General features: G+C 45.2%; 15 protein-coding genes. 9 read left to right on the top strand and 6 right to left on the bottom strand.

Going from position 1 to position 12,328, the window contains the following annotated elements:
• Nucleotides 1-14: 14 nt before the first annotated feature.
• On the bottom strand, nt 15-1,187 hold the full coding sequence (locus BLR32_RS27410; protein ID WP_089836699.1) for an acyltransferase family protein: 1,173 nt from the start codon (nt 1,185-1,187) through the stop codon (nt 15-17).
• 177 nt (nt 1,188-1,364) lie between these two features.
• On the opposite strand from BLR32_RS27410, the gene BLR32_RS33870 reads away from it, so the two are divergent.
• Complete coding sequence (locus tag BLR32_RS33870) at nt 1,365-1,547, top strand: hypothetical protein (protein WP_143011610.1); 183 nt, start codon at nt 1,365-1,367, stop codon at nt 1,545-1,547.
• A gap of 75 nt (nt 1,548-1,622) precedes the next feature.
• On the opposite strand, the gene BLR32_RS27405 is transcribed toward BLR32_RS33870, so the two are convergent.
• A complete protein-coding gene (locus BLR32_RS27405) occupies nt 1,623-2,459 on the bottom strand; it encodes a 3-keto-disaccharide hydrolase (protein WP_089836697.1) in 837 nt (278 codons plus the stop codon).
• A gap of 160 nt (nt 2,460-2,619) precedes the next feature.
• Here BLR32_RS27405 and BLR32_RS27400 point away from each other — a divergent pair, with 160 nt between their 5' ends.
• The 3 genes from BLR32_RS27400 to BLR32_RS27390 all read left to right on the top strand — a co-directional run bounded on the left by BLR32_RS27400 (nt 2,620) and on the right by BLR32_RS27390 (nt 4,469).
• Nucleotides 2,620-3,261: a tetratricopeptide repeat protein gene (locus BLR32_RS27400; RefSeq protein WP_089836695.1), complete on the top strand. Its 642-nt coding sequence runs from the start codon at nt 2,620-2,622 to the stop codon at nt 3,259-3,261.
• Between the two features lie 124 nt (nt 3,262-3,385).
• Nucleotides 3,386-4,108, top strand: a complete 723-nt coding sequence (locus BLR32_RS27395) for an SRPBCC family protein (protein ID WP_089836693.1) — start codon at nt 3,386-3,388, stop codon at nt 4,106-4,108.
• A gap of 61 nt (nt 4,109-4,169) precedes the next feature.
• Nucleotides 4,170-4,469, top strand: coding sequence for a YtxH domain-containing protein (locus tag BLR32_RS27390; RefSeq protein ID WP_089836691.1), 300 nt, complete (start codon nt 4,170-4,172; stop codon nt 4,467-4,469).
• Nucleotides 4,470-4,562: 93 nt separating this feature from the next.
• Here the strand turns inward: BLR32_RS27390 and BLR32_RS27385 are convergent, their stop codons facing one another.
• Together BLR32_RS27385 and BLR32_RS27380 are read right to left on the bottom strand one after the other, a co-directional pair.
• On the bottom strand, nt 4,563-5,801 hold the full coding sequence (locus tag BLR32_RS27385; protein WP_089836688.1) for a TlpA disulfide reductase family protein: 1,239 nt from the start codon (nt 5,799-5,801) through the stop codon (nt 4,563-4,565).
• 91 nt (nt 5,802-5,892) lie between these two features.
• Complete coding sequence (locus BLR32_RS27380; protein WP_089837238.1) at nt 5,893-6,252, bottom strand: VOC family protein; 360 nt, start codon at nt 6,250-6,252, stop codon at nt 5,893-5,895.
• A 138-nt stretch (nt 6,253-6,390) separates the two neighbouring features.
• Between BLR32_RS27380 and BLR32_RS27375 the strand changes: the two genes are divergently transcribed.
• The 3 genes from BLR32_RS27375 (at nt 6,391) to BLR32_RS27365 (ending at nt 8,668) form a co-directional block, all read left to right on the top strand.
• On the top strand, nt 6,391-7,236 hold the full coding sequence (locus BLR32_RS27375) for an alpha/beta fold hydrolase (protein ID WP_089836687.1): 846 nt from the start codon (nt 6,391-6,393) through the stop codon (nt 7,234-7,236).
• 84 nt (nt 7,237-7,320) lie between these two features.
• Nucleotides 7,321-7,782, top strand: a complete 462-nt coding sequence (locus tag BLR32_RS27370) for a carboxymuconolactone decarboxylase family protein (RefSeq protein WP_089836684.1) — start codon at nt 7,321-7,323, stop codon at nt 7,780-7,782.
• A 40-nt stretch (nt 7,783-7,822) separates the two neighbouring features.
• Nucleotides 7,823-8,668 carry a sigma-70 family RNA polymerase sigma factor gene (locus BLR32_RS27365; protein ID WP_089836682.1) on the top strand — a complete coding sequence of 282 codons (846 nt, stop codon included), beginning with the start codon at nt 7,823-7,825 and terminating at the stop codon, nt 8,666-8,668.
• Nucleotides 8,669-8,756: 88 nt separating this feature from the next.
• Here the strand turns inward: BLR32_RS27365 and BLR32_RS27360 are convergent, their stop codons facing one another.
• Both BLR32_RS27360 and BLR32_RS27355 read right to left on the bottom strand, forming a co-directional pair.
• A complete protein-coding gene (locus BLR32_RS27360; RefSeq protein ID WP_089836680.1) occupies nt 8,757-9,434 on the bottom strand; it encodes a YggS family pyridoxal phosphate-dependent enzyme in 678 nt (225 codons plus the stop codon).
• A gap of 148 nt (nt 9,435-9,582) precedes the next feature.
• Complete coding sequence (locus tag BLR32_RS27355) at nt 9,583-10,722, bottom strand: acyl-CoA dehydrogenase (RefSeq protein ID WP_089836678.1); 1,140 nt, start codon at nt 10,720-10,722, stop codon at nt 9,583-9,585.
• 252 nt (nt 10,723-10,974) lie between these two features.
• Between BLR32_RS27355 and BLR32_RS27350 the strand changes: the two genes are divergently transcribed.
• Both BLR32_RS27350 and BLR32_RS34255 read left to right on the top strand, forming a co-directional pair.
• The gene (locus tag BLR32_RS27350; protein WP_089836676.1) at nt 10,975-11,922 is read left to right on the top strand and encodes an arginase; all 948 of its coding nucleotides are present in this window, start codon (nt 10,975-10,977) and stop codon (nt 11,920-11,922) included.
• A 173-nt stretch (nt 11,923-12,095) separates the two neighbouring features.
• A partial coding sequence (locus BLR32_RS34255) for a hypothetical protein (protein ID WP_218124263.1) occupies nt 12,096-12,328 on the top strand: 233 nt, incomplete at its 3' end.

The raw sequence follows: 12,328 nt of genomic DNA, 5'->3' as shown, positions 1-12,328 counted from the left end.
GATACTTTGTAGTGTCAATCAACCGGCACTTCCCGTTTTACACCCTTATTAGAAGAGCGCAAACTGGGTGTTGCCAATGACAGGATACGTTGCCTGAGTTTCAAAAAAGGCTTTTCGATGATCCTGTTTAGTAACAATGCAGCCAGTACACAGGTGATCATGCAGATGATAAACATCACAGTACCGTTCTGCTCTATCCCCATATTTCCCACCCATAATTGCGTCAGGTGTATCACACCTTTATGCGAAAGATAGATACCATAAGACAGCATCGCCAACGTTGCAGTGAAGCGCAGCTTCTTCTTATACAGGAAACTGTTTTCACTAACCGCTCCTGCTACCATAGCGCCATAACCGATCGCTATCAGCGGAAAGCCGAAGATAGATGCATAGAATGTAGCAGGATCTTCACAAAGAAACCAGGCGCCCGTTAACAGTACCAATCCTATCAGCAGTAATTTATTTCCCAATGCCATGATCTTTTGTTTGATAACTGGCAGGAACCGGAAGACAGCAGCGATTGTCACACCTGTCAGTAATCCGTCAAGACGTGTAAACGTGGGATAATACATCCACCTGTACCAGCTTACCCAGTAGTCGTCTGCCCCCATAACAGGTTTCAGAATTGCGAACCAGCAGAACAAACGGATAGCAAATCCGGCGATAAATAAAATGCCAAGCAACCAGGGGCCGATCTTTAATGCTTTCCAGCGCACCAGCATAATCAGGATGATGGGCAGCAGGAAGTAGAACTGCTCTTCAATACACAATGACCAGGCATGTGAAAAGGTACCTCTGTCTTTCAGATGCAGACCGATATTCTGCGTAAAGGTGAGGAACTTCCAAAGCGGTGGCAGGGCTTCTCTTTCACGGAAATCAGGCATCAGGAAATACAATGCCAGTACAGTGAGATAAGCAGGAATGATCCTGAAGAAACGTTTGATGAAGAACTCACGAAAGGAGATCTGTTCGTTGTTGCCGATCTGCGTAAACAACTGCGACGAGATGAGGTAACCACTCAGTACGAAAAACAAGTCTACGCCTGTCCATCCGAAACTGCCGATGGTATCTATCCATTCAGGGTGTTTGAAGATGCGGTAATGGTAAATGAAAACAAAGGAGATGGCAAAGGCGCGCAAGTGGTCTAATCCGGCGAAGTGCTTACCGGTTCCTGGTATCTGTGACATTAAAAAGGGGGGCTGCGGATTTTATTTTGCAGGCAACAAAATTAAGGAGATCCTGATATCTTTTTGAGGACATTTATGAACGGTTTTATAGCAGGATGGTCCGGTGTAAGTCAATGACGGCGCTATTTTACAACGGCATGTAATTTGTTTCTATAATAGTGGATCAAAACGGACAACATGAAACAGATCAGATTTTTGCCCGTGGTATTGGGATTGTTGTTAGCAGGAGCGAGTTGTGTACCACCTCATCATCCTGGTCCTCCACCGAAACCACCAAGACCCCCAGCTCCGCCACATGGCGCAGTGCAACTTAATATTCCCGACACTACCTTCCAGCAGCCGACGGTAGTGATTCATTAAAACAGAAAGACCGGGAATCAGAGATTGAATCGATGACGGTCTCGCATTCAATTTCTGGCTCCCGATCCTTCCTTACTATTGTTTTCTCTTTTGCAATTTCCTCAATACTGCTTCCAGCTTTACCGGATCATTCACATACGGTTGCAGGTCGAATAACTCTACTTTCCTGAAATCTACCGGGTGACTTTCACTCTGCAGGGAGATAGATCCCTCATTCAGTAAACGTCCCGCTACTGTGAGTGTACTATCAGCATCCGACACATTTCCACCGCCGGTTTGTGGTTTATTATATACGATTACGGTATCATTAAACACAAAATGCTTGATCACAGAGTCGCCTATTACCAGCGCACCGGCTCTTACCCATTGTTCACCAGCATAAGTTTTCGAAGTGGAAGAGATACAGTGGTCTGTGATCAGTTTTCCGTTCATTACCACGTTGGTACCCGGTGTGCAGAGATTAGCGGTAGAGCGTGGATCCTTTCCATTGCCACCTAACAGCTGTTCTTCCAGGGAAATAGGGAAATCCTGGTCTTTACCCATGCTGGCAGCAGTTTGTCCGTGCAACATGATTCCGCTGTTGCGCAATGCCCATCCGGGGCCACCCGCTACCTGCTTTCCCACAAAGCGGTATTCCACCACGATCACATAAGCGGAGAAATTCTTTTTATAAAAAATATGCCCATATTGCTCATTGAAGTTGGTGTACTGATCATAACGCACTTTCAGCAGTCCATTTTCTACCCTGAAAGTGTTGCCATAGTTCTCATTCAGGTCATGTCCTTTGATCTTAATGTCCCAACCGGTCAGGTCTTTTCCGTTGAATAGCTGGATCCACCCGTCAGCCTTTTTCTTCTGGGCCATCCCTGTGAGTGTCAGCATCAGCAGTCCACACGTGAATAGTTTTTTCATACGTCAGTAATTTATGGCTTTAAGATAGGGAGTAAACGGTAATTATTTCTCCGGAATTTTCATAAGGTGCGCTTAAAGGCAACAAAGCAGCGGAATTAGCTGTTTCTTATATGTCCCCAGGTTGGCATGTATTTAGAAATACTCACTGTAAAGACTATTTATGAGGGCATTTATTACGCTTGTATTGGTATTGCTGACAACGGGATTGATGGCACAGGGAGAAACAGACTGGAAGCAATCGCTTAAAGAAGAACTGACACAACTGGATAAGACCACTGACTTTACTACCTGGCAACAGGGAGCAGAAAAGATCGGTAACCTGGCGGCGGCACATCCCGAGGAGTGGCTGTTGCAATATTATACCGGCTGGGCTTATACGCAATCATCCTTTAAAGCTCCTGAAGGAGAAGCAGACCCCTCTACAGAGAAGGCGGAGCCCTATGTAAAGAAAGCGCTGCATCTGCAACCAGACAATACCGAGACACTGACATTAATGGCATACTGGCTGTCTGCCCGTATAAACGCAAGGAATTCCCGGGGGATGTCATTGGGGCCTGATAGCCGTAGCTACTCAGACAAGGCTATTAAAGCAGATAGTGCCAATCCCAGGGCATACCTGATGAAGGCGCTGGTGGTCTATCACACTCCTGCACTGTTTGGAGGGGGTAAGAAAAAGGCAGCCCCTATAGTGGAAGAAGCAGGCCAGCGGTTTGCTGATTTTAAGCCGAAGGATGAGCTGGAACCACATTGGGGGAGTGATATATTCAAAGAGCTGGAAAAGGAACTGGAGGGAGAGAATTAGATGTGGCCATCTGGGCAATTTTATACGCAATTCCACAGTGCAGAAATAACATAACAAACTAATTATCAATACATTTTGATTCGAGCAGGATTTTCGCTTATCTGATAACAAAAACCCGTTGTTTATGAGTACATATCAAAGTTTGAACGGACACGGCGAGCCCCGCGCTACTATGCTCTACGAGCAGTCGAATGTCCTGAATGTAAGCAAGCAGGGGCGTATTGCATCTATCGTCGGTGGCGCTCTTCTTACAAATTCCGCAATCAGCAACGTTACCAAACATCCCTTCAGAAGCCTAATCAGACTGGTAGCCGGCGGTTACCTCTTATACCGGGGAATATCAGGGAACTGTCCTATTACCGCCTATGCCGGCAGAAGAATGGGTGAAAGACACAGCCGTACAGTAAAGGTCAGGACGAAATTTATCGTTGATAAACCCAGGGATGAAGTATATCATTTCTGGAGAAGGCTGGAAAATCTGCCTCATTTTATGCGGCATCTGGCATCTATTACAGAACATGACGATTTCCATTCCCATTGGGTGGTAAAAGGCCCCGGTGGCGTCGGTACACTGGAATGGGATGCCGAGATCATCAAAGATGAAGCTGGCGCCTTTATAGGCTGGCGTTCTGCTCCGGGCTCCAATATAGCCACAGCAGGTAAGGTGATGTTTGAAGACGCTCCAGGTGGTGGGACTGAGATATCCGTAGTGATCGCTTATCGTCCACCGGCTGGTTATGTAGGTACCGGACTGGCCTGGCTGCTGAACAGTGCATTCCACAGGATGGTAGAAAAAGATGTGATGCGTTTCAAGCATTATGTGGAAACAGGCGAGATCACGGCTTAACTGGCCTAATATTTGGAAACTCTTTACAGCCTTTTTATTACACCTTTAAAAATCTTTTATTATGAGCACTGGTAAAATTTTATGTGGGGCCCTGATTGGTGTAGCTGCAGGTCTGGCTATTGGTATTCTGACTGCTCCGGATAGCGGAGAGGAAACACGCAGAAAGATCAGAAGATCTGCCCATCACCTGCAGGGCCGTGTTAAGCGGGTATTAGGAAAAGGGAGTGATGGTTTAAGTGAGCTGAAATATATCGTAGAACATGAAGTTACCGGCATGAAAGATGATATAAAACAAAGGATCCTCACACTGATAGATGAGGCAATTGAAACCTTTCAGCAGTTTAAAAAAGAAGCTGTATAAACTTATATATAACGGATGACCAGCAATAAAGGAAAAGTGGCGGTAGCTTGAAAAGCTTTACCGCCACTTTATGTATTGGGTTAGTTAGTATGTCTATTTCTCGGAAAGCAGACCATCTACCAGGCCGTTGAATTCCTTCTTGAAGGTTTCAAAATGCTCTCCTGTACCAGGACCGGAAAAACCGGTATGCACTTCCCGCACATTTCCTTTTTTATCTACAAAGATAGTAGTTGGGAAGCCCTTAATCTTTGTTATCTGTGGCAAAGTTTTTTCTGTTCTTTCAGGATCGCTTGTAGTTACGCCTGTGATCAGTACCGGATAACGTACATCAAAGCGTTTCAGGAAACCCTGCAGGCTTTTCTGAGATTTGGCAAAATCGGTAGTACGCTCGTATGCCAGTCCGATCACCTCTACCCCACGCGCTTTGTTAGCCTTATACCATTCTGAAAGGTACCCTGTTTCATCCATACAGTTCGGACACCAGGAACCCATAATAGTGATCACCACTACTTTATTTTCAAAGCGCTTATCTTTAATACTTACTTTCTTTCCGTTAATGTCAGGGAATGTAAAATCCAGCTGGCTATTGCCGGGTTTTACGGAAGCGAGCGCTTTCTCATCAGGCAATGCAGCCTTATCATCTTTCACGGCTGTCCACTGTTCTCTGCCATCGCCGATACCTGCATAAAAGATCCCGTCTTCCAGGGTATTGTTTTTCACCAGTGCGGTGAAATAATACGCATGAGAACCATCAAAAGTGGAGAGCTTCAGTGTATCACCGTCTACAATTCCTTCGAGGAAACGATAGTCGCCGGTAGGCGTCAGGAAAGTACCATGTACGATATTCCCCTGCTGTTTGAACTCGCCTACTGCATAGGAAGAGTCATTTTTACCTGGCGTGGTAAACCAGGTAGACCAGCGTCCGCTCACATCACCTTTTGCCGGCTCATGCTGAACAAAGCGTTGTTTTACATTGTGCGCAGCTGTAAAAGGAATGCTCACGTCCCTGTCTGCCAGGTGACGGATCCAATTGCCCTGGATACGGCCTTCTTTGGTGAAAGCGGCCCTGAACTCAGAGTCGAAGAAAGGCATTTTGATGAAAATAGAGTCTCCCTGGATCTTTACATCATCTACCAGCATACGGTCGTTGGCATTTAATACATATACCAGTTTCTGGCGGGCGCTGTCTTTTACTTCGAAGTTAAAAACAATGTTTGCTCCGTCTTTTCTATGCAGGCTGGCTTGCCATACACCGGGTTCCAGGTCCCATTTTTCAAGTTGTGTTCCAAATATGAATGCCGGAAGGCATAATAAAAGCCAAAGTCTGTTCATAAATCTGTTTACGTCTGTCTGATCTGTTTACGCTAAATATCCTACTATATTAGTAGAGTATAGCAAAGATAGTAAAAGAATCCACTTTCTATTACTTTATCAAATTTTCTACCAGTTCAACTCTCCTGCCGTCGGCATCTTTCACCACTGCTACATATCCCCACTCTGTGCTGGCGGGCGCCTGTACAGTTTCAACACCCAGTTCTTCCAGGCTTTTCAGGGTTTCGTGCAGATTTTCTACGGTAAAACCGAGACGGGTGGTAGTATCAGCGGCTGTTGCATCTTTGTGTAATGGATAAATTTCAAAGGTTAAGCCGTTCAATACGCCTGAATAGTGGTATGGGCCATTTCCATGGCGGTGGTGTGTGAATGTGATCCCTAAAGTACTGTAAAATTTTACCTGCTCTTCCTGTTTGTCAGTCCGGATCACTACCAGATTTAATTGTATCATCCTTCCTTTGCTTCCTGTTAAAGATATTCCCAAAGTAAAAAACTTATTCAGCATTACAAACTATCACTATATAGCACTTAACTTTGGCGGTACGCGCTACATGAATCATCATAGTTATCAAGCGGTTAAAGCAACGTCATGAAAAAATATAAGTTAGCCTTTTCAATTATTGGCAGCATATCTCCCAGGATTGCGGCGAAAACATTTCTTCATTTTTTCAGCAAGCCACCTAAAAGATCCTTTCGCGCACATCATTTAACACTCAGGGAATCTGCTACAGAGACAGATACTCCGTTGACAGCCTATGCTTTCAGCAAACAGCAGATAAAGGTGAAAACCTATACCTGGGGTACCGGCGAAAAGAAGATCTTACTATTACATGGCTGGGGAGGCAGTGCGCTTGATTTCAGTCACCTGATCAAAACACTGGTAGAGCACAATTACCAGGTCATTTCTTTTGACCAACCGGCCCATGGATTCACAGAAGGCAAAAATAGTAACCTTATTCAGTGGATGCATGTGGTCACCGCTTTCCTCGATACCTATAAAGATCTGTATGCCATTATCGGGCACTCATTCGGCGGACTGGCGGCCAGCCTTACACTGGCAAGGGAACAGGTACACATCCCCAAACTGATCATTATGACGCCCTCTGTTTCAGCCCCTGTTATTTTTGACGACGCCTATAATATGCTGGGACTTAATGACAAGGTGCGGAAAGCGGTACCGGGCATTGTGCAGGATACATTAAAAGATGACCTGATGGAAATGGATATGCATAAACACTTCAAGTCCATCAAAGTGGATCATATCCTGTTTATTTATGACGAAAATGATGAGGTGATCCCTCCTGAACGTTCTAAATATTTCTTATCGCAACATCCTGAGGTAGAGGAGTTTAAGATCCACGGAGAAGGGCATTACCGTATTATCAGGGACCCGCAGGTACTGGCAAAAATACTGGCATTCCTGGCTGCCGGATAATTTTTTTTAAAAACCTGTCACGTTTTGATTTCCTGACCTGTCATATTACCGTAAGCGATTTAATTACCTTTAAAAACTACGAATATGACACAGAGGATTTCATTTCAGGACCTGCCTAAAAACCTGCTGGACGGATTATTTAAAACAGGAGCTTTCCTGAAAAACAGCGACATTGACCAGAAACTGCTCGACCTGCTGTATTACCGTGCATCACAGATCAATGGCTGTGCAATGTGCCTGGATATGCACTACAAAGAGGCTATTCATCACGGAGAAACACATCAGCGGCTGCATGGCGTGATCGCATGGAGAGAAACACCTTATTTTGATGAAAGAGAACGCGCTGCACTGGCCTATACAGAGGCGCTGACCAATGCCAATCAGCAGGATATCAGTGATGATATTTATGAAGCCCTGGAAGAACATTTCACCAAAGCTCAAATAGCTACCCTGGCCCTGGCAGTTGGTACTGTCAATGTCTGGAACAGGCTTAACAAAACATTCAGAACTGTACCCGGTCATTACGAAGTAGGTCAGTTCGCTTAAAAACTATTCTTTATTTTAGCACCGATCACTCAAAAGACATATGCTGCAAGATTATCAACACACGTTGTTCCCATACGCTTATAATATCCTCGGCTCTGTGGAAGATGCAAAGGATACGATACAGGATGTGCTGTCCAATTATATTTCCACCCCAAGGGAAGGAATAGAAAATGAGAAAGCGTACCTGGTGCGCAGCGTCATCAATCAGTCGATCAATGCTAAAAACAAGCGTAAAACTGTCAACTACGAAGAGGTATGGTTACCCGAACCTGTAGCAACAGGAGAAGAAGCGGATAAAGCGCTTCACCTGCGGGATATTGGTTCATATACAATGCTTATACTGATGGAAGCACTCAACCCTAAAGAAAGGGCTGTATTTATACTGAAAGAAGGCTTCGGTTACTCTCATGAAGAGATAGCCGAAGTCCTTTCAGGTACTGTTGAACAATCCCGCAAACTACTTAGCCGCGCAAAGGGGAAACTGGACGAGCATAAACAGGGATCGATGCTCAGCAATAAAACTGTTTCTGCAGCCATACTGGATCAATACCTGCATGCCCTCCGTAAAGGTGATGTACAGCGACTGGAAAATCTGCTATCCCAGGATATTCAGTTCTTTGCAGATGGCGGTGGTAAAGTTAAACTGGTGAAGAAGTTCTGCAGCGGTTTACACGATGTATCCGAGCTGCTGCTCTTTGTGTTCGATAAATACCAGCAGAATTTCACTTTCGAATTCACCCTGATCAACCACGAGCCTGCATTACTGTTCTTTCTGAACGAAAAACTCTATGGTTGCCAGGTGTTCTCTATTTCTTCTGAGGACAACAAAATACTGCGGATCTCTACTGTTCTTGATCCGGATAAATTGAAGAATATGGGGAGATAATAAAGCGGCTTGGGGGCTGCTGTTCTTCCCGCTTGTTCCTTTGCTATTTTAAAATAACCAATGACGGTAGTGTTCAATGAGTGGTCATTTAGTACCGGGCGCCAAACAACATACTACCGATACGCACCATAGTACTGCCTTCTTCCAGTGCGATGGTATAGTCGCCACTCATGCCCGTTGATAGTTCAGTGAGTGCATCCTGATCCGGGAAGAAGCGGGATTTAAAATGTTGTCTGAGCGCATTCAGCTGGCGGAATTCATTCCTTACCTGCTCCATATTTTCGGTATTGCTGGCCATACCCATCAGGCCGGCAATGCGAATATTGGTAAGGCGGGACTCCTGCTGTTTGTACGTTTCCAGCAATTGTTCCAGCTCTTCTTCATTCAATCCGAATTTGGTTTCTTCTACAGCTATATGCACCTGTAACAGGCAATGAATCGTGCGGTTATTTTTAGTAGCGTGTTTATTGATCTCTTCGAGTAGTTTGAAGCTATCCACGGCATGGATCATGGATACAAAGGGGGCGATGTATTTTACTTTGTTGGACTGCAGATGTCCGATAAAATGCCACTGTATATCTGCAGGGAGGATAGGTTGTTTTTCCTGCAATTCCTGTACATAGTTCTCCCCGAAGATGCGTTGCCCGGCGTCATACAATGCCTGTATATCTGCCGGTGGTTTAATTTTGGAAACAGCTACGAGTTTTGCCTGGTAGGGTTTCAGTTGTTCGTTGATTTGCTTATAAGCAGGTAAATTCACTGACATCCTGCAAAAGTAGGGATTAATCCGCACCACCGCAACCTGAGCCACTCTACTACATCCGCTTCCGTTAAAACTGCTTGTATCAGGCCTGATCTACGGCATCGGAGGGAGTTTCTTCCTCTGTGCATACTACACAGAGGAAGATGAAACATTAGCCCAATATCGCCCGCCCTATCACGATACGCTGCACTTCACTTGTTCCCTCATAGATCTGTGTTATTTTGGCGTCGCGCATCAGGCGTTCTACATGGTATTCTTTTACATATCCGTAACCACCATGTACCTGTACAGCCTCTGTGGTAACCCACATGGCGGTTTCTGATGCGAATACCTTTGCCATTGAACCACTGAGGGTATAATCCTGGTGCAGGTCTTTTTCCCTCGCTGCTTTGAGGCATAACAAACGGGATGCCTCTATACGGGTGGCCATATCTGCCAGTTTAAACTGGATGGCCTGGTGTTGACTGATCTCTTTTCCGAAAGCTTTTCTTTCCTTGGCATATTTAACAGCCAGCTCATACGCGCCACTGGCTATGCCTAACGCCTGTGAAGCGATGCCGATTCGTCCGCCCGCCAATGTTTTCATGGCGAATTTGAATCCGAAGCCATCCTCCCCTATCCTGTTTTCCTTCGGTACTTTTACATCCTGGAACATAATACTATGGGTATCGCTACCGCGGATGCCCATCTTATTCTCTTTCGCTCCTACTGTGACACCGGGAGAATTCTTTTCGACGATCAGGGCGTTGATACCTTTACTGCCCAATTCCGCGTGGGTCTGTGCAATCAAAAGATATACACTGGCGCTGCTGCCATTTGTGATCCAGTTCTTTGTACCGTTCACCAGGTAATAGTCGCCTTTATCTTCTGCACTGGTACGCTGGGAGGTTGCATCAGAACCGGCTTCGGGTTCGCTTAACAGGAAGGCTCCTGTGATCTCTCCTTTGGCCAGGGGTACCAGGTATTTCTGCTTCTGTTCTTCCGTACCAAAAGTTTCCAATCCCCAGCAAACCAGGGAGTTATTCACACTCATACATACCGAAGTGGAAGCATCTATTTTGGAGATCTCTTCCATGGCCAGCACATAGGACACGGTATCCAGTCCGGCGCCACCATATTTCGGGTCCACCATCATACCCAGGAAACCGAGTTCACCCAGTTTTTTGATCTGTTCTGCAGGATATTTTTGCTTTTCGTCACGTTCTATTACGCCGGGGAGTAATTCGTTCACGGCAAAATCGCGTGCCGCTTTCTGTATCATGAGGTGTTCTTCAGTGAGTTGAAAATCCATGGAATCTTTTTTTACTTGTTTTGGTACATAACTGTAACCAAATCTATTTTTTAATACCCATGTAAAAAAATACGGCCTCTAAAATTCATTGTTATCCATCATTCCCATCAAAACATTAAAGATTATTTGAAGATACAGCATCCTTATTGCAATTGTTTTATCGTTTATGGCAAGTCGATATACGCCTTAATGGTAAGGGATGAAAACGGTTCTGTTAAAATCCTGTAGCTTGTAGCAGGATAACTTTCTTTTATGAAGAATATCAAGATCATTGAGGTTAAATCGGAAATTGGGGCGGGTACCCGTGGTGCCAGCCTTGGAGTGGAGGCTATTAAAATAGCTGCTCTGGACTTTATGAGTAACTTTTTTGTGCACTTCCCTACAGAGGCCATAGAAACAGAAAACAAGCTGCTTTTTGAACCTATAGAATCCCCCTACGCCAAACGAATCAAAGGAACACTGACCTTGTATGAAAGGATCAGTAAAAGTGTCTGTGAAACAGTGAAAACGAACTGGTTCCCGGTCATCCTTTCAGGCGACCACAGTACTGCAGGGGCTACCATTGCCGGTTTAAAAATGGCCCATCCCAAGGCTAAACTCGGGGCAATCTGGATCGACGCACATGCCGATCTGCATACCCCTTATACTACCCCTTCCGGTAATATGCATGGTATGCCGGTAGCGATCTCTATTGGGGAAGATAACCTGGAATGTAAGGTGCATGACCTGGATGATAATACCATCAAAACATGGGAAGCACTGAAGAATATCGGGGGTATTACACCCAAGATATTACCGGAGGATATTGTATTCATTTCCCTGCGGGATTATGAAAAAGAAGAGGAACACCTGATCAAGTCTTACGGCATGAAGGTGATCTCTACCAACGAGGTACGCCGTAAAGGGCCGGAGCAGATAGCACGTTCGGTATTCCGCTACCTGAGCGACTGCGAATACATTTATGTTTCTTTCGATGTGGATAGCCTGGATGCTTCTATCTCCAAAGGTACTGGCACCCCGGTTACGAATGGGTTAAGGGAACGTGAGGTGGAAGACCTGATCTCCAAATTCATGCAGCACCGTAAGATCTGCTGCTTTGAGATCACAGAGGTTAACCCTACCCTCGATAAAGAGAATTTGATGGCTGAAATAGCTTTTAATATACTGCAGCGCAGCGTCAATGTGCTGCTGCTGAATTAGTGCCCTTGATTTCAGGTACAATCTTCGTCCTGAACAGGTATAAGCTATGGTTCTCCTATGGGTATCTTACGTTCATCCTACGTCTTTGAACGTAAGATGAACGTAAGATACCCATAGGAGAACCATAGCTTGTCAGGTCCTGAAATAGGTTTACACTTTAAAAAGTGTAAAACATGCAAAATTCAAACAATCAGGGACGCAAGGGACGTCTGGGCCCGCAGTTCCAATATGAGCAGTCGTTCATGGACAAAGTAGTGGCCGATTACATGGCCGGAGACCAAAGCATGAGCCAGGTCGCAGCTCGTTATAGGATCACTAAAACCCAAGTGGCTTATTGGTACTCTCTTTTTTCTTCCGAACTTAGGCAAACGACTTTGGAAAAAACCATAATATCTACGGCCATGAC

The organism is Chitinophaga filiformis (assembly GCF_900102545.1).
Classification (GTDB): domain Bacteria; phylum Bacteroidota; class Bacteroidia; order Chitinophagales; family Chitinophagaceae; genus Chitinophaga; species Chitinophaga filiformis.
The sequence above is the reverse complement of the archived record's forward strand: the minus strand, read 5'-3'. Positions and strand labels throughout refer to the sequence as shown.